Raw genomic sequence first — 26161 nt, 5'->3', positions numbered from 1 at the left:
CCCCCGATGTTCCGCTCGATGCTGACCGGCGCCGTCGCCGCTTCGGCGCTCGCCCTCGCCACCCCGGCGATGGCCGCGCCCACCCCTGTCACCCCGCAGCCCACCCCCACCGCGTCGGCGAGCCCGACCACCGCCCCGACCGTCGCCGCCACCCCGACCCCCCACGACGCCCCGTTCAAGGCCAAGCCGGATTACCTGGTCTTCCTCAACGGCGACCCGTGGAGCCCGATGGGCGACCTCAACGTGACCGTCCGCAACACCGGCTCGACGCCGGGCCGGGGCTTCTTCCTGGTCGACGTGCCGACGAAACTCATCATCGGCAAGGGTGACGCTGACTGCATGGCCGAGGGCGGCCGTGACAAGGAGCAGGTGCTGTGCCGCACGGCGGTGCTGCCGGCCGGCGGCTCGCGGACCTACCACCTGAGGGTCCGCTCGATGGTGACGCCGCCGATCTTCGACCACACCGAGTTCGGCTCGGTCACCGGACGCACCGAGGACGGGGTGTCGGGGCGCACGGAGAGCATCAAGGTCAACTGGCCGTCCCGGGCGGCGCTGCGGCTGCGCGGCTCAGTGGCCCCGCACGCCGACGGCACCTCCACCGTGACCATCAAGGTCACCAACGCCAGCAGCTTCACCGTCGGCGCCTACTCGCTGATGTTGCGCACCAACGCGGAGCTGCTCTCGCCGACCTACCGCGAGCCCAGCCGGGAGGGCGACAGCTGCGAGATCTACCGTGACGTCAAGCTGGCCGCCGGTGCCACCGACACGTTCCAGCTGCGCTTCGGCCCCTCGCCGGGCCTGGGCACCCTGCGCCTCATCCTCGCCCCCCAACAGCGCTACACCAACCAGGACATCAACCTGACCCTGCACCTGCCGGTCATCACCGATCCCGCGCCGTCGGCGACCGCGTCGCCCGCCACCCCCTCGGCCGGCCCGAGCCCCACCGGCACCGCCGCTCCCGGCCAGGGGGCCGGCGGCACCGGGGCCGAGCTGCCGAAGACGGGCGCCGACGCCACCACGTTCGCCCTGGTCGGCGGCGGCCTCGTCGCCCTAGGCGGCGCGCTCGTGCTGCTGCGCCGCCGGCGCCGCTTCGTGGCCTGACCGCTCGCCACCCGGACCCCCGACCGCCACCGGCGGTCGGGGGTCCGCCCGCGTCCGGGGGCCGGACTAGCATCGGCGGCGTGTTCGTGGTGACGCTGACCTATCTGACCGACCTGGACCGCGCCGACGCCGTCCTGCCCGACCATCTGGCCTGGGTGGACCGACAGTACGCCGACGGGGTCTTCCTCGCCTCCGGGCGGCGGGTGCCCCGCACCGGCGGGGTGATCCTCGCCGCCGGGCTGGACCGCGCCGAACTGGACCGCCGGCTGGCCACCGACCCGTTCGCCGAACAGGGCATCGCGGCGTACGAGGTGGTCGAGTTCATCGCCGGCCGGGTCGCCGAGGGCCTGGAGCCGATGCGCGAGGGCTGAACGGCCCCGCCCCCGGGCGGTGGGGACGGGGCCGCGTCCGGGGCCGCCGGGTCAGCGGATGGAGAAGCCCAGGGTGTACGCCCCGGCGCCGTCCAGCCCGACCACCCGGTAGCGGTAGGTGCCGGCCGGCGTTGCGGCGCTCAGCCGGGCCACCCCGGCGGAGGTGTCGGCGCTGGCCACGGTGGTGAACGCCGCGCCGGTGAGGCGTTGCAGCTGCACCGCCGCCAGGGTGCCCGCCGGTGCGGCGAGGCAGGCCTCCTGGGTGCCGGCCGGCGCCCGGAAGGCCCGCCCGTCGGGTTGGAGCTGGGTCCGCCCGGCGGCGATCCGTCCGGTCCGGGTCACCTGGCCGGTGCAGTCCCCGGTGTCCCCCGGTGGCGTACCCGGAGCGGCGGTCGCCGGCGGGGTGCCGGGGTCGCCCGCAGCGGGCGGAGTGCCGGGAGCGGGCGGTGTGCCGGTGCCATCCCCGGCCGGCGGCGCGGACCCGCCGTTCGCGGTGACCAGTGTCAGGCGGTTGCGTTGCAGGATCTCGGTGACCGGCTGGAAGAACGTCACGCCACCCCGGGTGCAGTCGCCCGAGCCGCCGGAGGTGACGCCCTGCGCCTGGTCGCCGGAGAGCCAGGCGCCGCCCGAGTCGCCGGGCTCGGCGCAGACGTCGGTACGGGTCAGCCCGGTGACCGTCCCCTCCGGATAGTTCACGGTGGCGTTCTTGGCCCGGATCACCCCGCAGTGGGTGCCGGTGGTCGAGCCGGACCGGCAGACCGACGCGCCGACCGGCGCCTCGGTGGCCCCGTTGACCGGCACCGTGCCGCCGTTGAAGTCGTTCACCACGCCCTGCGGCGTCCAGTCGCCGTTGACCCGCACGAACGCCCAGTCGTCGCCGGGGAACGAGGACGCCGCGAAGGTGCCCTGCGCCGCCCGGTTCGCGCCGGTGGTGCGGTCCCCCGGCCGGCCGCAGTGCCCGGCGGTGACGAAACCGCCGACCACGGAGAAGCCGACCGAGCAGCGGCCGGCGTCGTTGATGAAGTACGGGTCGCCGCCGCGTACGTCGAACAGCAGCCGGGGCGACTCGGTGGAGGTGGCCACCCGCAGCGCCCCGCCCGGCGCCCCGCCGGCAGCGGCGAACCGGCGGCCGGCCGCCTCGGCGCCGGGCCGGACCAGCACGGTCACCGAGTTGCTGGCCAGGTCGACGTACCAGCCGGCCACGTCCCGGCCGGCCGTCGCGGCGGCCGTGTCGAGCCGGCTCTTGATCGCGTCCAGCTCGCCCACGCCACGGGCCACCTGCTTCGGCACCGCGCCGGCGGCCCGCACCGCCGCGGCCCGGTCCGGGTCGGCCACCGCTACGGTGAGCGTGCTGCCGTCGGCGCCCAGCCAGCTGCCGCCGTAGCCGGCGCCGAGTTCGGCGCGCAGCTTCCCGACCGTGCCGGCCGCCCACCGCTCGGTACGCAGCCGCCGTACCGCCTGCTCCCGGGTCAGCGACAGGTCCCGGCTCAGCGCCGCCACCACCTCGGGGGCGACACCGTCCGGGGCCACCGCCGCGGCGCGGTCGGCGGGCCGGGGCGCGGCGTTCTCCCCGGCGAACGACGGCAGGGTCACCGCCGCCGTCAATCCCGCCGCCGCCACCACGACACCGATGGCTGTCATCCGTCTGCGGTCCATCCGCGATGCTCCTCCCGGCCGGCGCGGGGCACGCCCGCCGGACCGGAGTACGGGTACGACCGTCGATCGGATGAACCGACCCGGGCAACATCGACTCGACGTGACCCGGCGGGTCCGGAGAGCGACGGCGCCGGCGAGGTCCGAAACCCGCCGGACGGTTTCCACCCGGACGCGGCGACGCCCGCCGGCACGCGGGGTGCGGGCGGGCGTCGGTCGCGGTGCGGTCAGACCTCGACGACCGTCGGGACGATCATCGGCCGGCGGCGGTACTTGTCGTTGACCCAGCGCCCCACGGTGCGCCGGACGATCTGCTGGAGCTGGTGCGGGTCGGTGATGCCGTCCGCGGCGGCCCGGTTGAGCGCCTCGGTGACCAGCGGGACGACCGGGTTGAACGCCTCCGGGTCCTCGGAGAAGCCCTTCGCCGACAGGGTGGGGCCGGCGACGACCTTGCCGGTGACCGAGTCGACCACCACGGTGGTGGCGATGAACCCGCCGTCGCCGAGGATCCGCCGCTCGGTGAGCAGCGACTCGCTGACGTCGCCGACGGCGAGCCCGTCGACGTAGACGTAGCGGCTCTTCACGTGCCCGACGAGACTGGCCCGGCCCTCGACCAGGTCGACGACGTCGCCGTCCTCGCAGAGCACCACCCGGTCCGGCGCGACGCCGGACTCGATGCCGAGCCGGGCGTGGGCGCGCAGATGGCGCCACTCGCCGTGCACCGGCATCAGGTTGCTCGGCCGGGTCACGTTGAGCAGGTAGAGCAGCTCACCGGCGGGGGCGTGGCCGGAGACGTGCACCTTCGCGACGTCCTTGTGGACGACCACCGCGCCGGCCCGGGCCAGCCGGTTGATCACCCGGTAGACCGAGGTCTCGTTGCCGGGGACCAGCGAGGAGGCCAGCACCACCGTGTCGCCGGGGGCGATGGTGATGTGCCGGTGGTCGCCGCTGGCCATCCGGCCCAGCGCGCTCATCGGTTCGCCCTGCGAGCCGGTGGACATCAGCACGATCTGCTCGGGCGGGAGGGTGGTGGCCTCCTCGATCCCGATCACCAGGCCGGCGGGGATGTTCAGCAGGCCCAGGTCGCGGGCGATGCCCATGTTGCGGACCATCGAGCGGCCGATCAGGGCGACCTTGCGGCCGTGCTCGATCGCCGAGTCGAAGACCTGCTGCACCCGGTGCACGTGCGAGGCGAACGAGGCGACGATGATCCGCCCCTTGGCCTTGGCGAAGATCGAGTCGAGGACCGGCCCGATCTCCCGCTCGGGGGTGACGAAGCCGGGGATCTCCGCGTTGGTGGAGTCCGACAGCAGCAGGTCGACGCCCTCGGCGCCGAGCCGGGCGAAGCCGGCCAGGTCGGTGATCCGGCCGTCGAGCGGCAGCTGGTCCATCTTGAAGTCGCCGGTGTGCAGCACCAGCCCGGCCGGGGTGCGGATGGCCACCGCCAGGGCGTCCGGGATCGAGTGGTTGACCGCGAAGAACTCGCACTCGAACGGGCCGAGCCGCTCCCGGCCGCCCTCCCGGACGGTCAGCGTGTACGGCTGGATCCGCCGCTCGGCCAGCTTCGCCTCGACCAGGGCGAGGGTGAACTGGGAGCCGACCAGCGGGATGTCCGGCTTGTGGGCGAGCAGGTAGGGCACGGCGCCGATGTGGTCCTCGTGCCCGTGGGTCAGCACGATGGCCTGCACGTCGGCGAGCCGGTCCAGGATCGGGCCGAAGTCGGGGAGGATCAGGTCCACGCCCGGCTGCTCGACGTCGGGGAAGAGCACCCCGCAGTCCACGATCAGCAACTTGCCGTCGTACTCGAAGACGGTCATGTTCCGACCGATGGCGCCGAGCCCGCCCAGGGGAATGATCCGCAGACCGCCCTCCGGCAGCGGCGGGGGCAGTTCCGCTTCGATGTGCGCCTCGGTCACGCGTCCACCTCATTCTGCGGCGCCGTCACCCGGCGCCCGTCGTGTCGTTTGGTCATTCAGGAAGTGCCAGGCCCGCCGCCGCGCAGTCGGCGCGCAGCTGGGCCAGTTCGTCGTCGGTGGCGTCCACCAGCGGCGGACGCACCGGGCCGGCCGGCAACCCGTGGGCCGCCAGTCCCGCCTTCACCAGGATGATCCCCTGGGTACGGAAGATGCCGGTGTAGAGCGGCAGCAGCCGCCGGTGCAGGGCGAGCGCCCCGGCGGCGTCGCCGGCCTCGTACGCCTCGATCATCCGCTTGGTGAGCGCGCCGGTGAAGTGGGTCGAGGTGCCCACCACGCCGACCGCGCCGACCGCCAGCAGCGGCAGGGTCAGCGAGTCCTCGCCGCTGTAGACCGCCAGGTCGCTGCGGGCGGTCACCCACGCGGTGGCGGTCTGGTCGCCCTTGGCGTCCTTCAGCGCGACGATCCGGTCGTGCTCGGCGAGGCGCACCAGGGTGTCGGTGGCGATCGCCACTCCGGCCCGGCCGGGGATGTCGTAGAGCATCACCGGCAGGGCGGTGGCGTCGGCGACCGCCGTGAAGTGCCGCAGCAGGCCGGCCTGCGGCGGCTTGTTGTAGTACGGCGTGACCACCAGCAGGCCGTCCGCGCCGGCCTTCTCGGCGGTCGCGGCCAGCTCGATGGTGTGCGGGGTGTTGTTGGTGCCGACGCCGGCGACCACTTGGGCGCGGTCCCCGACCGCCTCCACCACGGCCCGGATCAGGGCTTCCTTCTCCGCGTCACTGGTGGTGGGCGACTCGCCGGTGGTGCCGTTGACCACCAGCGCGTCGTTGCCCTGCTCGTCGACGAGGTGGGCGGCCAGTCGGGCCGCGCCGTCGAGGTCGAGCGAGCCGTCGGCCGTGAACGGGGTCGCCATGGCCGTGAGCACTCGGCCGAACGGGCGCGCCGCGGCCCGGTCCGGGGCGGCAGGGTGGTCGTGCGTCATGTCAACAACCTAGCGGACGACCACCGGGGGCCCGGCGGGGAAGGGTTCTTCGGGTCACTCGGCGTGCGGGCTGGCCGCCACCTCGGTGCCGTCGGGCAGCGTGGCGATCGCGAAGTCGGCGAAGACGTTCGGCGCGACACCCTTGAGCTGCCGCAGGCACTCCACCGCCAGCTCGCGGATCTCCACGTCGGCGTGCTCGGTGGCGCGCATCTTGATGAAGTGCCGCCAGGCCCGGTAGTTGCCGGTCACCACGATCCGGGTCTCGGTGGCGTTGGGCAGCACCGCCCGGGCCGCCTGCCGGGCCTGCTTGCGGCGCAGCGTCGGGTTGGGCTCGTCGGTGAACCGGGCCTCCAGGCCCTCCAGCAGCTCGGTGTACGCCCGCACGGCCGCCTCGGACGCCTCGACGAACTTCTTGTGCAGCTCCGGGTCGTCGGCGATCACCGCGGGCTCGACCATCGCCGCGTCCCGCTCCGGGACGTAGCGCTGGGAGAGCTGGGAGTACGAGAAGTGCCGGTGCCGGATCAGCTCGTGGGTGAAGGAGCGGGAGACCCCGGTGAAGTAGAAGCTCACCGAGCCGTGCTCCAGCACGGACAGGTGCCCGACCTCCAGGATGTGCGCCAGGTAGCCGGCGTTCGTCGCGGTCACCGGGTTCGGCTTCTTCCACGACTGGTAGCAGGCCCGGCCGGCGAACTCGGCCAGCGCCTGGCCACCGTCGGCGTCGGTCGACCAGGGCACCTCGTCGGGGGCCTGGAACTGCGTCCACGCGATCAGCTTGACCTGGGGCTGCACCATCTCCGGCATTCCTGGGACTGTAGTGGCCGTATGCCCGGCCGCGAAAGCTGGGCGCGCCGACGTGAGAGCCCCCACCCGGCGACGTTCCGCGGGCACCACACGGCCGCCACGGGCAGTCCCGGTACGTGCCGTCGGTCGCTACAGACTTGAGAGCATGAACGACTCGCCGCCGGCGCTGGCCGCAGCAGCGGTCGATGGCGGTCCGGCAGCCGCGGGGGTGGTCCACCGGGGGTGGCGGTCGGGGGTCGGCGTGCCGTCGACCCGGGTGAGTCGGCCACGCTCTCAAGTCTGTAGGTACCGCCACAGCCACCCACCGGCCCTGGCCGACCCGCGCCGACCCACGGCCACGCCGACCCCACCCGGCCGAGCCGCACCGGGTCGAGCCGCGCCGCGGGCTGTAGAGCCCGTGGGCGAAGGATCGGCAGGGTCGGCCGGGTCAGACGTAGAGGGCGGTGAACGGGGCCCAGGGCAGGTTGCGGGCCACCGAGAAGACCAGCCAGGCGACCAGGAAGCCGGCCAGCACCCGGGAGCTGAGGCGCAGCTCCGGCAGGCGCCAGCCGAACGCCCGGTTGCCGGCCCAGCTGACGAAGAGGTAGGCCAGGAACGGCAGGGCGAAGACGAAGAGGAAATGGTGCCGGGCGGCGGCGGGCAGGTCGCCGTGCAGCACGTACCACAGCGCGCGGGTGCCGCCGCAGCCCGGACAGTCCAGGCCGGTGGTGAGCTTGAGCAGGCAGCTCGGGGCGGCGTCCGGATCGCTGCGGGTGGGGTCGCTGAGCAGCGCGTACGCCATGCCCATGCCGACGCAGCCGAGCGCGGCCAGCGGCAGCGCCCAGCGCGGCGACCGGTCGTGCACCCGGAGCACGAAGCGGCTGAACCGGTCCGGCTGCGGGGCGGGGTACGGGTACGGCGGGTGCGGCCAGGCGGCCGGGCCCACCGGGGGCTGACCGTCCGTGGCGGCGGGTGGGGCCTGCTCGGCCTGCCGGTCGACGCTGGTCACGCGCTCACCGTACACCCGCCACGCCGGCCAGCGCGGCGGCCAACGGAACAGCCAGGTCGCCGGCGACGGGCGGGGCGACCGCGGAAAGGCCCAGCCAGCCGGCGAGCCGGTACAGCTCGGCGGCGAGCGCCAGCGCGGTCTCCCCCACGTCCACGCCCGGCTCGGCCCAGGCGGCCGGCACCAGCAGCACCCCGGCCTTCCGGTCGGCCTTCAGGTCGACCCGGGCGGTGAACCGCTCGCCCTGAAGGAAGGGCAGCACGTAGTAGCCGTGCACCCGCTGCGGGGCCGGCACGTAGATCTCGATCCGGTAGGAGAAGCCGAAGAGGCGCTCGGTGCGCCCCCGCTCCCACACCAGCGGGTCGAACGGGCTGACCAGGGTGTTGCCGCGCACCCAGCGGGGCAGTCGGGCGTCGGCGTGCAGGTAGGCCGGCTGCCGCCAGCCCGGCACGGTGACCGGGGTCAGCTCGCCGGCCTCGACCAGCTCGGCCACGGCCCGCCGCGCGCCGTGCAGCGGCAGCCGGAAGTAGTCGCGCAGCTCCGGCTCGGCGGCCACCCCGAGCGACCGGGCGGCGACCGAGACCAGGGTGCGCCACGCGTCGGCGTCGATCGGGGTGGGCGCGTCCAGCACGGCGGCCGGCAGCACCCGCTCGGGCAGGTCGTAGCGGCGGGCGAAGGAGGGGGTGCGGTCGGCGGCGGTCACCTCACCGGCCCAGAACAGGAACTCCAGCGCCCGCTTGACGGTCGACCAGTTCCACCCCCAGTGGCCGGTCTCCCGGGGCGCGTCGTGCTCGATCTCGGCGGCGGTCAGCGGGCCGCGGGCGGCGACCTCGTCGCGTACCCAGGTGACCAGCTCGGGCTGCTCCCGGGCGATCTGCCGCATCCGGCCCCACGCCTCGTCGCGGGCCTTGGCCATCCGCCAGCGCAGCACCGGCTGCAGCGCGACCGGGACCAGCGACGCCTCGTGGCCCCAGTACTCGAAGAGCTCCCGGGGGCGCCGGTAGGCGGCGCTGTCCAGCAGGGTGGTCGGGTAGGGCCCGAGCCGGCTGTAGAGCGGCAGGTAGTGCGCCCGTTGCAGGACGTTGACCGAGTCCATCTGGATCAGCCCGACCCGGTCCAGCACCCGGCGCAGGTGGCGGCGCGTGGGCACCCCGGTGGGCGCGGGGTCGGTGAAGCCCTGGGCGGCCAGCGCCACCCGGCGGGCCTGGGCGAGCGAGAGCGATTCCGGTGCGGCCATCGTCGGCACCTTAAATCATCGGTACGACGCGGACGCGGGATGCTGGACCTCCCGCCCAGCGGGGCATAGAACGGACAGATGTTCACCATCCGCCGCGAAGAGCCCGAGGACGCGGAGGCGATCGCCCGCGTGCACATCCACGGTTGGCAGGCCGGGTACGCGGAGCTCATGCCCGCCGAGGTGCTGCGCCGGCTCAATCCGGTGGCCTGGGCGTCCCGGCGGCGGGACCTCGGCACCGCCGACCCGGAGCACCCGTTCACCACGCTGCTCGCCTGCGTCGACGAGGCGGTGGTCGGCTTCACCACGTTCGGGCCGTACCGCAACGACCAGGACCGTGACGACCTGGACCCGACCCTCGGCGAGGTCGTCGGCCTCTACGTCGAGCCGGCGTACTGGGGGGCCGGGCCGGCGCGGGAGCTGCTGGCCGCCGCCCGGGCGGGGCTGGCCGGGCGCGGCTGGACCGAGTACCGGGCCTGGGTGCTGGCGGGCAACCACCGGGGGCGCCGGTTCGCCGAGCGCGCCGGCCTGCTCCCCGACGGCGCGCTCTCGACCTATCCGGTGCCGCTGGCCGGCGGCCGGCCCCCGGTCGAGCTGGTGGAACTGCGGTACGCCGGCCGGCTCGACGTCGGCAGCAGCACCAGCAGGGCGATGCTGATCCAGACGTAGACGTTGCTGCCCAGGAACCCGTCGACCCCGCTGAAGTCCTTCTCCCACAGCCAGACGATCCGGCTGCACAGCAGCGCGTACGCGATGCCGGCGAAGGCAAGCAGGGCGCGGCGCCGGCGGCTGCGGGCCGGCGCCGCCGTGGCGTCGTCCACCAGCAGGATCAGCGCCGGGATCAGCCAGACCAGGTGGTGCACCCAGGTGACCGGGCTGACCAGGCACATCACCACGCCGGTCAGCGCCAGGCCGGCGGTCTCGTCGCCGGCCGCGGCGGCGGCCCGGGCCCGCCACGCCCAGACCGCCAGCGCGACGAGCACCAGCGCCAGCCAGAGCAGCGTGCTGGGGCGTTCCGGGTCGAGCCGGGCCACCACCCCGCGCAGCGACTGGTTGGAGACGAACGCCAGCTCGCCCACCCGGTCGGTGTTCCACAGGGCGGTGGTCCAGAACTCCCGGGAGGCGTTCGGGAAGAGCGCGCCGGCCAGCAGGCTGGCCGCGGCGGCGGTGCCGACGGCGGTGGCCGCGGCCCGCCAGCGGCGGGTCACCAGCAGGTAGACGATGAAGATGCCCGGGGTCAGCTTGATCGCGGTGGCCAGCCCGATCCCCACCCCGGCCCACCGGTTGCCGCGCGGCAGCAGCCGCAGCAGGTCCACCCCGACCAGGAAGAGCAGCAGCATGTTGACCTGGCCGAAGTTGACCGTCTCGCGCATCGGCTCGAACGCGGCGGCCAGGCAGAGCGCCACCGCCAGCACGAACCAGCGGTTCCAGCCCTGCCGCCGGACGATCGGGTCGATCAGCCAACCGATCAGCACCGCGCTGACCACCACGGTGGCGGCCACGCTCACCGTGATCGCCGCCGGCCAGGGCAGGTAGGCCATCGGGAGCATCACCAGGGCCGCGAAGGGCGGGTAGGTGAAGCCGTACTGGGTGCCGGGCTTGAGGTAGTCGTAGATCTCGCCGCCGTCGTGCACCCAGAAGTTCAGCGCGCCGTAGTAGACCTTCAGGTCGAAGAAGCCGTGGCGTACGGCGGCGAAGGCGAGGAAACCGGCCACCGCCGCGGCGAGCACGGCGACCACGGCGACCTGCCGTGCCGTCCGTGCGGCCCCCTGCGACACCATCGTCTCCACCGCCCTGCGTAGGCTCACGTGCCATGGCTACGGGGTACGTCCGCCCGGCGCGTCCCGGGGACGCCGGCGAGATCGCACGAATCCAGCTCGCGACCTGGCGGGTCGCCTATCGCCGGATCCTGCCCCGGCACGTGCTCGACAACCTGGACGAGCAGTGGCTCGCCCGGCGGTGGAGCGCCGCGGTGCAGGAGCCGCCCTCGGACGCCCACCGGGTGCTGGTCGCCGTCGAGCAGGCCGAGCAATCCTATCTGGTGGGGTTCGCGGCATCAGGTCCGGTCGACGCGGAGGCCCTCGCGCCGGGCGAGCCGGCCGACGCGCTGTCCGACGGGGTGGCCGCCGTGACCGACCTGCTGGTCGAGCCGCGCTGGGGCCGGCGCGGGCACGGCAGCCGGCTGCTCGCAGCCATGGTGGAGCACTGGCGTACCGACGGTTTCACCCGAGCGGTGGCCTGGACCTTCGACGGCGACGAGGCGACGCGGAAGTTCCTCACCGCCACCGGCTGGGAGCCGGACGGCGCGGGCCGGGCGCTGGACGTCGAGGACATGCTGGTTCCCCAGTTGCGCCTGCACGTCGCGGTCCCCACCGAGCCCGTCGCCCAGGGCTGAGGCGGGGCGGTCACGGCCAGTCCGTGACCGCCCCGGACGGTGGTCAGCCCTTGTCGGCGCCCTCGTTGGCGCCCCGGACGAAGTACCGCTGGAAGATCACGAAGAGCAGCGCGACCGGGATGGTGGCCAGCAGCGCGGCGCCGAGCTTCAACGGATACTGGGTGCCCGAGCCGAGCGAGCCGCTGACCAGGTCGGCCAGCCCGCGCGGCAGGGTGAACAGTCCTGGGTCCTGCACCGCCACCAGGCTGTGCGGAAACTCGTTCCAGGAGCCCTGGAACGACAGGATGGTCAGGGTGATCAGTGCCGGCCGGGCCATCGGCAGCACCACCGACCAGAAGGTACGGAACACGCCGGCGCCGTCGATCCGGGCCGCCTCCTCCACGCTCACCGGGATCGACTCGAAGAACTGCTTCATGATGAAGACCCCGGCCGCGTCGGCGAGCAGCGGCACGATCAGCCCGGCGTAGCTGTTGTAGATGCCGAGCTGGTTGAGCACCAGGAACTTCGGGATCAGCAGCACCACGCCGGGCACGGCCATCACCGCGATGACCGCGGCGAACAGCCCGGCGCGACCCCTGAACCGCAGCCGGGCGAGGGCGTAGCCGGCGAGCGAGTCGAAGAACACCCGGCCCAGCGTGACCAGCACCGTGACCAGCAGCGAATTGCCGAGCCAGAGCGGGAAGTTGGTGCCCGCGAAGATCCGCTCGAAGCCGGCCGTGGTGAGCGGGTCGGGGAACGGTGACAGCGGGTTGGCCGCCGCGTCCGGCTCGGTCTTGAGCGCGTTGCCGAGCTGGATCACGAAGGGGTAGAGGAACACCAGCCCGAAGAAGACCAGGACGGCGTACCCGAGGAAGCGGTTGACCAGGGTGCGGGCGCCGCGACCGTCGCGGCGCCCGGGCGCCGCCACCGGCGGGCGGTCGGTGAGCGCGGTCATGACGAGGCTCCCTCCGATCCGCGTCGACGCCACCAGCGGCGTCCGGCCGGTGCACCGTCCCGGTCGGCCATCACCCGCCGCTGCACCAGCGTGAGGACGATGATGATGAGGAACAGCACGAACGAGATGGCCGCCCCGGAGCCGTAGTCGAACTCCCGGAACGCGGTCCGGTACGACAGGTAGGCCGGGGTGAGCGTGGTCTTGGCCGGCTGGCCCTGGCTCATCACGTACACCTGGTCGAACACCTGCCAGGAGCCGATCAGCCCGAGGGTTAGCACCAGGAAGGTGGTCGGCTTGAGCAGCGGAAGGGTGACGTAGCGGAACCGCTGCCAGCGGGACGCGCCGTCCAGGGCGCTCGCCTCGTCCAGCACCTCGGGGACGTTCTGCAGCGCGGCGAGGTACATCAGCATGAAGGTGCCGGAGGTCGTCCAGACCACCAGCGAGATGATCGTCATCATCGCCACGCTCGGCCCGGAGAACCAGTCCCACCAGCTCAGCCCGAACGGACCGCCCTCGGTGAGCGCGGTCGGCGGGCTGTCCACCCCCACCGCGCCGAGCAGCACGTGCAGGACGCCGCGGGAGTCGGCGAACCACTGCGGCCCGGTGATGCCGAAGAAGCCGAGCAGCTGGTTGACCGCGCCGGAGTTCGCGAACAGGAAGAGGAAGACCACGCTGATCGCCACCGAGCTGGTGACCGACGGGAAGTAGAAGGCGCTGCGGAAGAAGCCCTTGCCCTTCAACATCCGGTTGTTGACGATCAGCGCGAGGCCGAGCGCCAGCACGGTCTGCACCGGCACCACGATCGCCACGTAGTAGATGTTGTTCCGGATGCTGGTCATGAAGTCCCGGCGGGCCAGCCCCTCCTCGGTGAACAGCCGGGTGTAGTTGTCGGCGCCGACGAACGGCACCTTGCCGGTGAAGGGGCTGCCCTGGCCGTTCCAGTCGGTGAGGCTCACCCAGAGCGCCATCAGGATCGGCAGCAGCAGGAACAGCCCGAGGATCAGGATCACCGGGGCCACGAAGAGCCAGCCGGCGACGTTCTCGTTGCGGCGGATGCCGTGTCCGGGGCGGCGCCGCGGACGACCTGTCGCGGTGGTCGGCGCTGCCATTGCGTCGGTTGCCATCTGTCTCTCCTTCGACTCACGCGGAGCCGGTGCGGGGCGCCGCCGTTCCCGGCGACGCCCCACGCTCCGGGTCAGCCGCCGAGCGCGGCCTTGGCGTTCTTGTCGAAGCTGCCGAGGATCGACTTCGGGTCGGTGCTGCTCAGCTTCTGCAGGCCGGTGTCCAGGTCGGCCAGCACGCTGTCCATCTTCGGGGCGTTCACCGGGCCCTGTGCGTACTCGGCGCCGTCGATGAACGGCTTGTCCGCCGGGAACTGGGAGGTGTACTGGTCGCGAACCGACTGCCGGGACGGCATCACGCCGAACGCCTTGGCGAAGGCCATCTGCTGGTCACCGGCGGTCATCGCCTCGACGAACTTGATCGCCTGGTCCTTGAACTTGCTCTTGGCGGCGATCCCCCAGCACTGGGTGAAGGAGAGCGTGCCCTTGCCCTTCGGACCGGCGGGCAGCTCGACGACCTTGTACTTCACGTTGGGGAAGTCGTTCTGCAGGGCGCCCTTGATCCAGTTGCCCTCGATGGTCATCACGGCCTTGCCCTTGCCGAACGCCTCACCGGACCAGCCGGCGTCGAGCTGCTTGGGGTAGCGGGCGTAGCCGTCGGTGAGCAGCTTCTTGACGTACGTGAGGGCCTGGACGTTCTCCGGGCTGTCGGCGGTGGGCTGCTTGCCGTCGTCGCTGATCAGCCAACCGCCGTTCTGCACCATGAAGGCGCCGATCCGGTCCCGGGTGTCACCGAGGGCGAGCGGCACCAGGCCCTTGGCCTTGATCTTCTGGCTGGTGGCGGTGAGCTGGTCCCAGGTGGTCGGCACGTCGGCGTCGGTCAGCCCGGCCTTCGTCCACAGATCGGTGTTGATCTCGAGGGCGAGGGTGGAGAAGTCCTTCGGCGCGCAGTAGAGCTTGCCCTCGTAGGTGAAGGCGGTGCGCAGGCTCTCGTAGAAGTCGTCCGGGTTGCTGACCTTGTCGCCGTAGGGCTCCAGCGCCCCGACGCTGGCGTAGTCGGCGAACCGGGCGGCGTCGACGTAGAACACGTCCGGCGGGTTGCCGCCGGCGAGGGCCTGGCCGAGCTGCTGGGTGAGGTCCTGGGCGGGGGTGACGGTGGCCTGGTTGCCGGAGCCGGACGCCCACTTGGCCGCCGCGTCCTGCACCGCCTTGGTCTCGGCGTCGCCGGAGGAGCCGATCAGGATCTGGAGGTTGGCCGGCCCGCTGGACTGCTGGGCAGTGCCGGACGAGTCGTCGTCGAAGCCGCTGCCGCAGGCCGCGGAGCCGAGCAGCGCGAGGGTGGCCAGGCCGGCCACCGCCGCCCGGGTGAGGTGTCGAGGTGCCATCGGTTCTCCTGGTGGGGATGCGGTTGGGGGAACGGGTGTCACGCGGTGTGCCGGAGCACCAGCTCCGGTTGGAGCAGCACGGGAGACAACGCCCGCCGCGGCTCGTCGAGCACGGCGGTGAGCAGGTCGACGCAGCGGGCGGCGGCGTCGCCGAGGGGTTGGCCGACGCTGGTCAGCCCGATCGCCGCGGCGACCGGGGTGTCGTCGAAGCCGATCACCGGGATCGCCGGCCCGGTGGTGCGGGCCGCCTGGAGGGCGCCGAGCGCCAGGGAGTCGCTGGCGCAGATCAGGGCGGTCGGCGGGGTGGGGTCGGCCAGCAGGTCGCGGGCGTGGCGTTCCCCCTCGGCGATGCCGTCGGCGGTCTCCCGCTCCAGCCCGGCCGGGTCCACCCCGGCCGCGCGCAGGGTCCGGTGCCAGCCGGCGCGCCGGTCGTCGCCGACGCCGGAGCCGGCCGGCCAGCCGATCCAGCCGATCCGCCGGTGGCCGGCGGCGAGCAGGTGCGCGGTGGCGGCGGCGGTGCCGGCCGCGCCGTCCACGTCGACCCAGCAGTGCGCGTCCAGGTCGTCCCAGGGGCGGCCGAACGTCACGAACGGCACGCCCCGGGCGGCCAGCCAGGCGGTACGCGGGTCGCCGTGGTCGGTGCCGGTGAGCACGAAGCCGTCGAGGTCGTACGAGCCGAGCAGGTCGTCGTAGGTGGCGATCTCCCGCTGCGGGTCGGTGGCGGTGTAGAGCATGGTCCGGTAGCCGGCCGCCTCGGCGGTCTCGGTGAGGCCGTGCAGGAAGCGGTCGAGGACCGAGCCGTTGATGCCGTCGCGGGTGGGTTCGATGCGTACGGCGATGAGCCGGGACCGGCCGGTACGCATCTGGCGGGCGGCCTGGTTGGCCCGGTAGCCGAGGGCGACGATGGCCTCCTGCACGCGCTGGCGGGTCTCCTCGCGCACGATGTGCGGCGAGTTGAGCACGTTGGACACCGTCTGCCGGCTGACCTGGGCGTGCCGGGCCACCGTTGCGATGGTCACCTTTTCGGCCACATTATCCCTCTCGCGGTCTTGAACGATCCAATTTGGATAGGGCAGGATTGGATCGTTCAAGTTTCTGGAATGTTTCGCACTCTGCACCGCCGGAGGACGCCTTGTCAAGAGGTCGTCCGCACCCCACAGGATCTGGAGCCGACGTCGTGACCGAACGCCACCTGCAACCCCTGCTGCACGAGCTGGTCGGGGTGCTCCTCGCCCCCACCAGCGCGCTGGGTGACCGGGCCGGGCAGATCAACCCGACCGGCGTCCAGGGCGTCTTCCACGCCGACGCCCGGGTGCTCTCCCGCGCCCAGCTGCGCGTCGACGACCGGGAGCCGGAGGCGATCGCCCACGGGCCGCACGGCCCGCACGGCGTCCGCTTCGTCGGCCTGGCCCGCTGGCTGGGCGACCCCGGCCCCGACCCCACCGTGCGGGTCGAGCGGACCCGCCGGGTCGGCCCGCACGGCCTCGACGAGGAGGTACGCCTCGTCTCCACCGCGACCGTCCCGGTGGCCGCCACGGTCACCGTCGACCTCGGCTGCGACCTCGCCCCGGTCGAACGGGTCAAGTCCGGCGCGCAGACCACCCCGGTCGAGGCGAAGCTGGGCCGGCCCGGGGAGCTGAGCTGGACCGCCGACGGCACCACCGTCACCGTCACCGCCGACGGCGCCCGGGTCGACGCCGACCGGGACCGCGCCACCGCGCCCCGGCTGGCCTGGCCGGTCGAGCTGCCCGCCGGGTGCGAGGTGACGCTGCGCTGGCGGCTGCGGGTCGACGACCCGCGGGCCGTGGTGGCCGCCGCGGCCGGCGAGCCGGACTGGTCCCGCCCCGAGCTGCGCGCCGACGACCGGCGGCTGGTCCGGCTCCTCGACCGCTCCCTGGACGACCTGCGCGGGCTGCGGCTGGTCGACACCGTCGACGGACGGGACGTCTTCCTGGGCGCCGGGGTGCCCTGGTTCCTCACCCTGTTCGGCCGGGACAGCCTCTGGGCCGCCCGGATGATGCTGCCGCTCGGCACCGGGCTGGCCGCCGGGACGCTGCGCGTCCTGGCCCGCCGGCAGGGCGCCCGGGTCGACCCGGCCAGCGGCGAGGCCCCCGGCAAGATCCTGCACGAGCTGCGCCGCGGCGAGTTCAGCCCGGGCGGCAGCCTGCGCCTGCCACCCGCGTACTACGGCACCGTCGACGCCACCATGCTCTGGGTGGCGCTGCTGCACGACGCCTGGCGCTGGGGCCTGCCGGCCGACCAGGTCGAACCGCTGCTGCCGCACCTGGAGGCGGCGCTGGGCTGGCTCGGCGACCACGCCGACGCCGACGGCGACGGCCTGGTCGAGTACGTCGACACCACCGGCCACGGCCTGGCCAACCAGGGCTGGAAGGACTCCGGCGACTCGATCCGGTTCCGCGACGGCGGCCTGGCCGCGCCGCCCATCGTGCTGGCAGAGGTGCAGGGGTACGCGTACCAGGCGGCGGTGAACGGCGCCGACCTGCTCGACGCGTTCGGCCGGCCCGGCGCCGACCGCTGGCGCGGGTACGCCGACCGCCTCGCCACCGCCTTCCGGGACCGGTTCTGGGTCGACGGCGGCGCGGGCGGCCCCCGCCCGGCGCTGGCCCTCGACCGGGACAAGCGCCCCGTCGACTCGCTGACCAGCAACATCGGTCACCTGCTCGGCACCGGCCTGCTCGACGGCGCGGAGGAGACCCGGGTGGCCGACCTGCTCGCCTCGGCGGCGCTCAGCGGCGGCTTCGGGCTGCGCACCATGTCCACCGACGACGCCGGTTTCGCCCCGCTGTCGTACCACTGCGGGTCGATCTGGGCGCACGACACCGCGATCGTGCTGGCCGGGCTGGCCCGGGCCGGCTTCCGGGACGCCGCGCTCGGCCTGGCCGACGGGCTGCTCGGCGCGGCCGAGGCGTTCGACTACCGCCTCCCCGAGCTGTACGGCGGCGACGACCGCGGCCTGCTCGGCCGGCCGGTGCCCTACCCGGCGGCCTGCCGCCCGCAGGCCTGGTCGGCGGCGTCGGCGGTGCTGCTGCTCCAGGCCGCCGCCGGACTGCAGCCCGACGTGCCGAACGGTCGGGTCGCCCTGCGCCCGCTCGCCGGCCCGGAACTGGGCGCCCTACGGGTCAACGGCCTCCGCGTCGCCGACACCGACGTCACCGTCGAGGTCGACCACACCGGCCACGCAACCGCCACCGGCCTCCCCCAAGGCATCACCGTGACCACCCCCAGCGTCCCCACCCCCCGCCACCCCACGGCCCCCACCCCCACCCCCCACTGACCCGGGCCCAGCTGCGGTTGATCATGAAGTTAGCGGCAGTTTCCGCGATCCACTTCGCCGCTAACTTCATGATCAACGCGTCGGGGTGAGTTCGGCGATGTGTTCGCCGTCCTCCTCGGCACCAGTGGGGTGGAAGCCGAGGGTGGTGTAGAGGCGGACGGCGGCGGTGTTGTCCGGGTGGTAGGAGAGGCGGACCGGGTGGGGGCCGCCGTCCTGGGTCGCCAGCCAGGTGGCGAGGGTGCGGACAGTGGCGCGGCCGACGCCGCGGTCCTGCTCGGCCGCGTCGATCACCATGCCGCCGATCCAGCGCGAAGCGTCGTCGTCCACGCCCCACATGACGTGGCCGACGACGGTCTCGTCGGCGTACACCGCCAGCGACGTCCAGACCTCGGAGCGGTCGGACAGCAGCAGGTAGCGGGCCGCCAGCGCCGCCACCCAGGCCCGCTGGTCGTCCCGGGGTGCCACGTCGGCGACCGCCCGCCAGTTGTCGTCGTCCACCGGGCGCAGCGTCACGTGCCGCCCGGCGCGGTCCCGCAGTCCTGAGTCGATCATGCGGGCCAGCCTAGGCGGCCGGTCCACCGGGCCGCGAAGCGGCGCGGGCGGCAAGGGGTCGGCGGTGCCCCGGCAGCCCCCGCGGCCACCCGGGCCGCGGGACGCGGGAACCGTCAGTCGAGCAGGGCGTCCAGGCCGATGGTCAGGCCGGGCCGGTTGCGCACCGCGCGGACCGCCAGCAGCACGCCGGGCATGAACGAGGCCCGATCGTACGAGTCGTGCCGGATGGTGAGCGTCTCGCCGACGGTGCCGAAGAGCACCTCCTGGTGGGCGACCAGGCCGGTGGCGCGGACGGCGTGCACGCGTACCCCGTCGATGTCGGCGCCACGCGCGCCGGCCACCTCGTCCTTGGTGGCGTCCGGCACCGGACCGAGACCGGCCTCGGCGCGGGCCTGGGCGATCAGTCGCGCGGTGTGGGTGGCCGTGCCGCTCGGGGCGTCCAGCTTGCGCGGGTGGTGCTGCTCGACGATCTCGACGCTCTCGAAGTGCCGGGCGGCCCGGGCGGCGAACTGCATCATCAGCACCGCGCCGATGCCGAAGTTGGGGGCGATCACCACGCCGACGCCCGGCTTGCGCTCCAGCCAGCCGCGCACCCGGTCGAGTCGCTGCTCGGTGAAGCCGGTGGTGCCGACCACCGCGCTGATGCCCTGGTCGATGCACCAGTGCAGGTTGTCCATGACGACGTCCGGCGTGGTGAAGTCGACGACCACCTCGGCACCGGCGTCGGAGGCGTTGAACAGCCAGTCGCCCTGGTCGACCATCGCCACCAGGTCCATGTCGGTGGCCGCGTCGACCGCCTTGCACACCTCGAGGCCCATCCGGCCCCGGGCACCCAGCACACCGACCCGGATCGGCTCCGCCGCCGTCTTCTCCTGCTCGTCAGTCACGGGGCACAACCTATCCCAACCCGGACGCCGGTACGCGCGGAGACCACCACGACGGCCGGACGGCGACGCTCAGGCGGAGAAGTCGGTGGCCTTGAACGGGCCGACCACCGCCAGCGACATGGGCCGGGCCAGCAGCTCGGCGGCGAGGGTGTTCACCTCGTCGACGGTGACCGCGTCGACCCGGGCCAGCAGCTCGTCGACCGGCACCAGGTCGCCGTAGAGCAGCTCCCCCTTGGCCAGCCGGCTCATCCGGGAACCGGTGTCCTCCAGGCCGAGCACGAAGGAGCCCTTGCTCATCCCCTTGCCGCGGGCCACCTCCGCCTCGGTGAGCCCGTCGGCGGCCACCCGGGCGAGTTCCGCCCGGGTCAGCTGGAGCACCTCGTCGACCTTGCCCGGGGCACAGCCGGCGTAGACGGCGAACAGGCCGCTGTCGGCGTACTGGCTGGCGTAGGAGTAGACCGAGTAGGCCAGGCCGCGCCGCTCGCGGATCTCCTGGAACAGCCGGCTGGACATGCCGCCGCCGAGGACGTTGTTCAGCACTCCCAGGGCGAACCGCCGCTCGTCGGTGCGGTCGATACCGGGGCAGCCGAGGATGACGTGCGCCTGCTCGGTCTCCTTCGGCTCGACCACCGTGGTGGCCGGCTGTACGCGTACCGCCGGGGTGGCCGACCGGTGCGGCGCCGGCGCCGCCGGGTCGGTGTCCAGCGGGGTGCCGCGCAGCGCCTGGCGGACCAGCCTGACCACGGCGGCGTGGTCGAGGTTGCCGGCGGCGGCCACGACGATCTGCGGCGGGGTGTACCGGCGCCGGTAGAAGCCCTGGATCTGCCGGCGGGTCATCGGGGTGACCGTCTCCTCGGTGCCGGAGATCAGCCGGCCGAGGGGGTGGTCGCCGTAGACGGCCCGGGCGAACAGGTCGTGCACCTCGTCGCCGGGCTCGTCGTCGTGCATGGCGATCTCTTCGAGGATGACGCCCCGCTCGGTCTCCACGTCCGCCGGCTCCAGCACCGAGTCGGCGACCGCGTCGCACATGACGTCGATGGCCAGCGGCAGGTCCTCGTCGAGCACCCGGGCGTAGTAGCAGGTGTATTCCTTGGTGGTGAAGGCGTTCGTCTCGCCGCCCACCGCCTCGATCTCCGAGGAGATGTCCAGCGCGCTGCGCTTCTTGGTGCCCTTGAAGAGCAGGTGTTCCAGGAAGTGCGCGGCGCCGGCCTGCGGCCCGTTCTCGTCCCGGGAGCCGACCGCCACCCAGATGCCGAACGACACGCTGCGCATCGCCGGGATCGCCTCGGTGAGCACGCGCAGGCCGTTGGGGAGGACCGTCCGACGGACGGTGCCGCCGAGCGGGTCGTCACTGAGGGTACGGGTGACCGCCCGGGTCGAGCCGCCGGCGGACCGGCCGGAGCCGGTCGCGTGCCGGGCGTCGCCGGACGGCGCCGCCCCCCGTCGACCGGCAGGAAAAGACGAACGCTGGGCCCGACTCACGGAAACCTGCTCCCAGTTTGACGAGGGGTGGGTGGTGCGATGAGAAACCGGCCGGGTGGCGACGTGGTCGCCACCCGGCCGGGTCGTAGCTCAGCTGTGCCGGGTCCGGCGACGCGGACGCTCGCCGCCCTCGCCACCCTCACCGCGCGGGGCACGGTCGCCACCCTCGCCGCGCGGGGCACGGTCGCCGCCGCGCTCCCGCGGAGCCCGGTCGCCACCGCGGTCGCCGCCGCGCGGACGCTCGCCACCGGCGGACTCACCCGCGGACTCACCGGCGGCCGGCGCCTCGGCGCCCTCCGGCCGGACCTTGTCCAGGTAGATCTTGCCGCGGGCGTCGATGTCGGCGATCTCGACCTCGACCCGGTCGCCGACGTTGAGGAAGTCCTCGACCCTCTCGACCCGCTTGCCGTCGCCCACCTTGGAGATGTGCAGCAGACCGTCGCGGCCCGGGAGCAGCGAGATGAAGGCGCCGAACGCGGCGGTCTTCACCACGGTGCCGAGGAACCGGTCACCCTGCTTCGGCAGCGTCGGGTTGGCGATCCCGTTGATCCGCTCGACCGCGGCCTGGGCCGACGGGCCGTTGGTCGCGCCGACGTAGATCGTGCCGTCGTCCTCGATGGAGATCTCGGCGCCGGTCTCGTCCTGGATGGCGTTGATGGTCTGGCCCTTCGGGCCGATCACCATGCCGATCTTGTCGACCGGGATCTTCACGGTGGTGACCCGCGGGGCGTAGTCCGACATCTCGGCCGGCGCCTCGATGGCCCGCTGCATCACCTCGAGGATGGTCTGCCGGGCCTCGTTCGCCTGCTGCAGCGCGGCGGCCAGCACGTCCGACGGGATGCCGTTGAGCTTGGTGTCCAGCTGGAGCGCAGTGACGAACTCCGGCGTGCCGGCGACCTTGAAGTCCATGTCACCGAACGCGTCCTCGGCGCCGAGGATGTCGGTCAGCGTCACGTACTGGGTCTTGCCGTCCACCTCGTCGGAGATGAGGCCCATGGCGATACCCGCCACCGGCGCCTTCAGCGGCACACCGGCGCTGAGCAGGCCCAGCGTCGAGGCGCAGACCGAGCCCATCGAGGTGGAGCCGTTGGAGCCGAGCGCCTCGGAGACCTGCCGGATGGCGTACGGGAACTCCTCGCGCGACGGCAGCACCGGGATCAGCGCCCGCTCGGCCAGCGCGCCGTGGCCGATCTCGCGCCGCTTCGGCGAACCGACCCGGCCGGTCTCACCGGTCGAGTACGGCGGGAAGTTGTAGTTGTGCATGTAGCGCTTGCGGTTCTCCGGGGACAGGGTGTCCACCATCTGCTCCATGCGGAGCATGTTCAGCGTGGTGACGCCCAGGATCTGGGTCTCGCCCCGCTCGAACAGCGCCGAACCGTGCACCCGCGGCAGCACGCCGACCTCGGCGGTCAGCGGCCGGATGTCGCGCGGCCCACGGCCGTCGATGCGGACCTGCTCGCGCAGCACCCGGTTGCGGACCTCGGACTTGGTCAGCGACCGGAAGGCGGCGGAGAGCTCCTTCTCGCGGCCCTCGAAGCGACCACCCAGCTCCTCGGCGACCTTGGCCTTGACCCGGTCCAGGGCCTCCTCGCGGTCGGCCTTGCCGGCGATCTTGAGGGCCTCGGCGACCTCGGCGCGGACCAGGTCGGCGACCGCGTCGTACGCGTCGTCGGAGTAGTCCAGGAAGACCGGGAACTCGGCGACCGGCTTGGCGGCCACCTCGGCCAGCTCGCTCTGCGCCCGGCACAGCTCACGGATGGCCGGCTTGGCGGCCTCCAGGCCGCTGGCCACGATCTCCTCCGTCGGCGCGGTGGCGCCGCCGGCGATCAGGGTCACCGCGTTCGGGGTGGCCTCGGCCTCGACCATCATGATCGCGACGTCGCCGTCCGGCAGGGTGCGGCCGGCCACGACCATGTCGAAGGTGGCCCGGGCCAGCTCCTCCAGGGTCGGGAAGGCCACCCACTGGCCGTCGATGTGCGCGACCCGGGTCGCCCCGATCGGGCCGGAGAACGGCAGGCCGGAGAGCTTGGTCGACATCGAGGCGGCGTTGATCGCCACCACGTCGTACGGGTGCTGCGGGTCGAGCGCGAGGACGGTCTCGACGACCTGGACCTCGTTGCGCAGGCCCTTGACGAACGACGGGCGCAGCGGCCGGTCGATCAGCCGGCAGGTGAGGATGGCGTCCTCGCTGGGCCGGCCCTCGCGGCGGAAGAACGAGCCGGGGATGCGGCCCGCGGCGTACATCCGCTCCTCGACGTCGACGGTCAGCGGGAAGAAGTCGAACTGCTCCTTCGGCTGCTTGCCGGCGGTGGTGGCGGAGAGGACGACCGTCTCGCCCAGCTGGGCGACGACGGACCCGGCGGCCTGACGGGCCAGCCGGCCGGTGGAGAAGGTGATCTCACGGGTGCCGAAGGACCCGTTGTCGATCACGGCGGTGCGGGATTCGGTGCCGAGGTTGCTCTCGGTCATGTGCGGTGGTACTCCTTCGCGTCGGTGGACCCACGACACGGGGAGCTGCTCAGACGGCCGGTCTTCGATCGAAGCGCCCGGGTGGTCGGCGAGGTGCCGGTGGTCCCGGGGGCCACTACCGGAGACCGGTACGCTGACCGGCTCCCTGTCGGATTGGTCGCGCGGCCCGGTCTTCTTCTGTGGGGCGCCCCGCCCGTACGGACGGTGCACCGGAACGGGGGAGCGGCCGGTGCGGCCACTCCCCCGTCATGTCATCGGCGCAGGCCGAGCCGCTCGATGAGCGACCGGTAGCGGTTGATGTCCTTCTTCTGGACGTAGTTGAGCAGCCGGCGGCGACGGCCGACCAGCAGCAGCAGCCCGCGGCGGCTGTGGTGGTCGTGCTTGTGCACCTTCAGGTGCTCGGTGAGCTCGGCGATCCGCTTGGTGAGGACCGCGACCTGGACCTCCGGCGAACCGGTGTCGCCCTCGGCGGTCGCGTACTCCGAGCGGATCTTGGCCTTGGCTTCCTGGTCGAGCGCCATGTTCTCCCTGTTTCGGTGGGTTGATCGTTGGTTGTCCCGATCGGTCAGGAGACCGGATCCGGACCGGCACCTCGCACCCGCGGCGTCGTGCAGGCACGCGAGGCCCCACGTCGGTCAGCCGACGTCCCCGCCAGACTACCAGCACACACCGGGGGCGCCCGGTCAAGGGCGGTGTCGACGGGTCGTCGGAGCGGTCAACCCAGCACCCGGCGGGTGCGTTCCACGTCCTCGGCGATCTGCGCGACCAGCGGCTCGATCGCGTCGTACCGGCGCTGCTCGCGCAGGTGGGCGACGAAGTCCAGGGCGAGCCGCTCGCCGTACAGGTCACCGCTGAAGTCCAGCGCGTACGCCTCCACCCGGCGCTCCCGACCGGAGAAGGTCGGATTGGTGCCGACGGAGACGGCCGCGGCCAGCGGGTCCCGGTGCCCGCGCCGGATCAGCCGGGCGGCGTACACGCCGTCGGCGGGCACCGCCGCGTACCGGTGGCAGAGCAGGTTGGCGGTGGGGTAACCCAGCTCACGGCCGCGCTGGTCGCCGCGGACCACCACCCCCTCCAGCCGGTGCGGGCGGCCCAGCGCGGCGGCCGCCGCGCCCACGTCCCCCGCGTCGACGCATGAGCGGATGTACGTGGAGGAGAAGACGGTGCCGGCCTCGGCGACCAGCGGTGCGCCCTCGACGCCGAAGCCGAAGGTCCGGCCGAGCCGGGTGAGCAGCGGCACGTCCCCGGCGGCCCGGTGGCCGAAACGGAAGTTGTCCCCCACCACCACCAGCGCGGCGTGCAGGTGCTCCACCAGGACGTCGTGCACGAACTGCTCGGCCGGCAGCCGGGAGAACTCCGGGGTGAACGGCACCACGCAGAGCACGTCCACGCCGAGCGCCTCGATCAGCTCGGCCTTGCGGGCCGGCTCGGTGAGCACCGCCGGGTGCGAACCGGGGCGGACCACCTCGGCCGGGTGCGGGTCGAAGGTCACCACCACCGACTTCACGCCCAGCTCGCGGGCCCGCGCCACGGTGTGCCCGATGGTCGCCTGGTGGCCCTTGTGCACGCCGTCGAAGACACCGATGGTGACCACCGAGCGCCCCCACCCGCCGGGCGCCGCCTCGTAGCCCCGCCACCGCTGCATGCCGCTCCTCCCCTGTGCCGCTTCCTGACGGTCCGGTCCCGGCGTCAGGCCGGGGCCAGCACGATCTCCGCGCGGGCCCGCCCGCCCCGCTCGCTGACGATAGCGATCAGACCACCGTCCGGACCGAAGACGGCGTACGGGCCGTCGATGCCGGCCGGGTCCAGCGGCCCCCCGTGGGAGAGCACCTTCGCCTCGTCCGCGGTGGCGTCCCGGCGCGGGAAGAACCGGTCGGCGGCCGCGTCCAGCGGCAGGTTCACCACCTCGGGCGCCCGCTGCTCCAACTCCTCCAGGGTGGCCGCCTCGGCCAGCGCGAACCCACCCACCGCGGTGCGCCGCAGCGCCGTCAGGTGCCCACCCACGCCGAGCGCCAGGCCCGCGTCCCGGGCCAGTGCCCGGATGTACGTCCCGGACGAGCAGGTCACGTCCACGTCCACGTCGACCACGTCCGGGCCGTCCCGCCGGATCGCCAGCACGTCGAGCCGGGAGACGGTGACCCGCCGGGCCGGCAGCTCCACGCTCTCCCCGTCGCGCACCCGCTTGTACGCCCGCTGACCGTCGATCTTGATGGCGCTGACCGCGCTCGGAACCTGGTCGATCTCGCCGGTCAGGGCGGCGAAGGCGGCCCGGATCGCGTCGTCGGTGACCGCACCGGCCGGGGTGGTGGCGATCACGTCACCCTCGGCGTCGTCGGTGACGGTGGCCTGGCCGAGCCGGACCGTGGCGGCGTAGCTCTTGCCGGCTCCGATCACGTACGTCAGCAGCCGGGTGGCCCGTCCCACCCCGATCACCAGCACGCCGGTGGCCATCGGGTCGAGGGTGCCGCCGTGCCCGACCCGGCGCGTCCTGGCAAGGCGGCGGATCCGCGCCACCACGTCGTGCGACGTCATGCCGCCCGGCTTGTCCACCACGATCAGACCGTCTGTGCTCACGACCGCCAAGCCTGCCAGACGGGCTCCTGCGGGCCGTCACCGCAGGGCAGAATGCGCACCACCGGTGGCAGCCGCCACACCCGTTCC

23 protein-coding genes are annotated in these 26161 nt (G+C 73.4%); 5 read left to right on the top strand and 18 right to left on the bottom strand.

Features of this window, described 5'->3' with window-relative positions:
* Positions 1 to 6 precede the first annotated feature (6 nt).
* On the top strand, positions 7 to 1101 hold the full coding sequence (locus GA0074704_RS10760; RefSeq protein ID WP_088970370.1) for an LPXTG cell wall anchor domain-containing protein: 1095 nt from the start codon (positions 7 to 9) through the stop codon (positions 1099 to 1101).
* Between the two features lie 80 nt (positions 1102 to 1181).
* Entirely contained in the window at positions 1182 to 1472 is a 291-nt protein-coding gene (locus GA0074704_RS10755) for a YciI family protein (protein ID WP_088970369.1), read from the top strand.
* Between the two features lie 51 nt (positions 1473 to 1523).
* Here the strand turns inward: GA0074704_RS10755 and GA0074704_RS10750 are convergent, their stop codons facing one another.
* From GA0074704_RS10750 to GA0074704_RS10725, 6 genes are all read right to left on the bottom strand, one after another.
* Positions 1524 to 3128 (bottom strand): S1 family peptidase, encoded by a 1605-nt coding sequence (locus tag GA0074704_RS10750; RefSeq protein ID WP_088970368.1) that lies wholly within the window; start codon positions 3126 to 3128, stop codon positions 1524 to 1526.
* A 224-nt stretch (positions 3129 to 3352) separates the two neighbouring features.
* Positions 3353 to 5041: a ribonuclease J gene (locus tag GA0074704_RS10745; RefSeq protein ID WP_088970367.1), complete on the bottom strand. Its 1689-nt coding sequence runs from the start codon at positions 5039 to 5041 to the stop codon at positions 3353 to 3355.
* Between the two features lie 52 nt (positions 5042 to 5093).
* On the bottom strand, positions 5094 to 6020 hold the full coding sequence (dapA, locus tag GA0074704_RS10740; RefSeq protein WP_088970366.1) for a 4-hydroxy-tetrahydrodipicolinate synthase: 927 nt from the start codon (positions 6018 to 6020) through the stop codon (positions 5094 to 5096).
* Between the two features lie 54 nt (positions 6021 to 6074).
* Entirely contained in the window at positions 6075 to 6812 is a 738-nt protein-coding gene (thyX, locus tag GA0074704_RS10735) for an FAD-dependent thymidylate synthase (RefSeq protein ID WP_088973594.1), read from the bottom strand.
* Between the two features lie 436 nt (positions 6813 to 7248).
* Positions 7249 to 7809 (bottom strand): DUF2752 domain-containing protein, encoded by a 561-nt coding sequence (locus tag GA0074704_RS10730; protein ID WP_377471681.1) that lies wholly within the window; start codon positions 7807 to 7809, stop codon positions 7249 to 7251.
* Between the two features lie 4 nt (positions 7810 to 7813).
* Positions 7814 to 9043 (bottom strand): winged helix-turn-helix domain-containing protein, encoded by a 1230-nt coding sequence (locus GA0074704_RS10725; RefSeq protein ID WP_088970364.1) that lies wholly within the window; start codon positions 9041 to 9043, stop codon positions 7814 to 7816.
* A 78-nt stretch (positions 9044 to 9121) separates the two neighbouring features.
* On the opposite strand from GA0074704_RS10725, the gene GA0074704_RS10720 reads away from it, so the two are divergent.
* Complete coding sequence (locus GA0074704_RS10720; RefSeq protein ID WP_157743640.1) at positions 9122 to 9709, top strand: GNAT family N-acetyltransferase; 588 nt, start codon at positions 9122 to 9124, stop codon at positions 9707 to 9709.
* Here the strand turns inward: GA0074704_RS10720 and GA0074704_RS10715 are convergent.
* A complete protein-coding gene (locus GA0074704_RS10715; protein WP_088973593.1) occupies positions 9595 to 10818 on the bottom strand; it encodes a glycosyltransferase family 87 protein in 1224 nt (407 codons plus the stop codon). The two genes, GA0074704_RS10720 and GA0074704_RS10715, sit on opposite strands and share 115 nt — an antisense overlap.
* 35 nt (positions 10819 to 10853) lie before the next feature.
* Here GA0074704_RS10715 and GA0074704_RS10710 point away from each other — a divergent pair, with 35 nt between their 5' ends.
* Positions 10854 to 11435: a GNAT family N-acetyltransferase gene (locus GA0074704_RS10710; protein ID WP_088970363.1), complete on the top strand. Its 582-nt coding sequence runs from the start codon at positions 10854 to 10856 to the stop codon at positions 11433 to 11435.
* Between the two features lie 43 nt (positions 11436 to 11478).
* On the opposite strand, the gene GA0074704_RS10705 is transcribed toward GA0074704_RS10710, so the two are convergent.
* The 4 genes from GA0074704_RS10705 to GA0074704_RS10690 all read right to left on the bottom strand — a co-directional run bounded on the left by GA0074704_RS10705 (position 11479) and on the right by GA0074704_RS10690 (position 15834).
* Positions 11479 to 12369 carry a carbohydrate ABC transporter permease gene (locus GA0074704_RS10705; RefSeq protein ID WP_088970362.1) on the bottom strand — a complete coding sequence of 297 codons (891 nt, stop codon included), beginning with the start codon at positions 12367 to 12369 and terminating at the stop codon, positions 11479 to 11481.
* The gene (locus tag GA0074704_RS10700) at positions 12366 to 13493 is read right to left on the bottom strand and encodes a carbohydrate ABC transporter permease (RefSeq protein WP_088970361.1); all 1128 of its coding nucleotides are present in this window, start codon (positions 13491 to 13493) and stop codon (positions 12366 to 12368) included. The genes GA0074704_RS10705 and GA0074704_RS10700 overlap by 4 nt, the downstream gene beginning before the upstream one ends.
* Before the next feature lie 71 nt (positions 13494 to 13564).
* On the bottom strand, positions 13565 to 14815 hold the full coding sequence (locus tag GA0074704_RS10695; protein ID WP_088970360.1) for a sugar ABC transporter substrate-binding protein: 1251 nt from the start codon (positions 14813 to 14815) through the stop codon (positions 13565 to 13567).
* A gap of 38 nt (positions 14816 to 14853) precedes the next feature.
* Positions 14854 to 15834, bottom strand: a complete 981-nt coding sequence (locus GA0074704_RS10690) for a LacI family DNA-binding transcriptional regulator (protein ID WP_231926813.1) — start codon at positions 15832 to 15834, stop codon at positions 14854 to 14856.
* A 158-nt stretch (positions 15835 to 15992) separates the two neighbouring features.
* Between GA0074704_RS10690 and GA0074704_RS10685 the strand changes: the two genes are divergently transcribed.
* On the top strand, positions 15993 to 18110 hold the full coding sequence (locus GA0074704_RS10685; protein WP_088970358.1) for an amylo-alpha-1,6-glucosidase: 2118 nt from the start codon (positions 15993 to 15995) through the stop codon (positions 18108 to 18110).
* A gap of 72 nt (positions 18111 to 18182) precedes the next feature.
* Here GA0074704_RS10685 and GA0074704_RS10680 read toward each other — a convergent pair whose 3' ends face one another.
* The 7 genes from GA0074704_RS10680 to truB all read right to left on the bottom strand — a co-directional run bounded on the left by GA0074704_RS10680 (position 18183) and on the right by truB (position 26074).
* A complete protein-coding gene (locus tag GA0074704_RS10680; protein ID WP_088970357.1) occupies positions 18183 to 18662 on the bottom strand; it encodes a GNAT family N-acetyltransferase in 480 nt (159 codons plus the stop codon).
* Positions 18663 to 18775: 113 nt separating this feature from the next.
* Positions 18776 to 19549, bottom strand: a complete 774-nt coding sequence (dapB, locus tag GA0074704_RS10675; protein WP_088970356.1) for a 4-hydroxy-tetrahydrodipicolinate reductase — start codon at positions 19547 to 19549, stop codon at positions 18776 to 18778.
* Between the two features lie 69 nt (positions 19550 to 19618).
* A complete protein-coding gene (locus GA0074704_RS10670) occupies positions 19619 to 21031 on the bottom strand; it encodes a M16 family metallopeptidase (protein WP_088970355.1) in 1413 nt (470 codons plus the stop codon).
* Between the two features lie 90 nt (positions 21032 to 21121).
* Positions 21122 to 23500 (bottom strand): polyribonucleotide nucleotidyltransferase, encoded by a 2379-nt coding sequence (locus GA0074704_RS10665; RefSeq protein WP_088970354.1) that lies wholly within the window; start codon positions 23498 to 23500, stop codon positions 21122 to 21124.
* A gap of 251 nt (positions 23501 to 23751) precedes the next feature.
* Positions 23752 to 24021, bottom strand: coding sequence for a 30S ribosomal protein S15 (rpsO, locus tag GA0074704_RS10660; RefSeq protein ID WP_067302624.1), 270 nt, complete (start codon positions 24019 to 24021; stop codon positions 23752 to 23754).
* Positions 24022 to 24215: 194 nt separating this feature from the next.
* Positions 24216 to 25145 (bottom strand): bifunctional riboflavin kinase/FAD synthetase, encoded by a 930-nt coding sequence (locus tag GA0074704_RS10655; protein ID WP_088970353.1) that lies wholly within the window; start codon positions 25143 to 25145, stop codon positions 24216 to 24218.
* 44 nt (positions 25146 to 25189) lie between these two features.
* Positions 25190 to 26074 carry a tRNA pseudouridine(55) synthase TruB gene (truB, locus tag GA0074704_RS10650; RefSeq protein WP_088973592.1) on the bottom strand — a complete coding sequence of 295 codons (885 nt, stop codon included), beginning with the start codon at positions 26072 to 26074 and terminating at the stop codon, positions 25190 to 25192.
* Between the last annotated feature and the right edge of the window lie 87 nt (positions 26075 to 26161).

It is taken from the genome of Micromonospora siamensis (assembly GCF_900090305.1).
Taxonomy (GTDB): Bacteria; Actinomycetota; Actinomycetes; order Mycobacteriales; family Micromonosporaceae; genus Micromonospora; species Micromonospora siamensis.
Note: the sequence above shows the minus strand (reverse complement) of the source record. Positions and strands in the feature narration are given on the sequence as shown.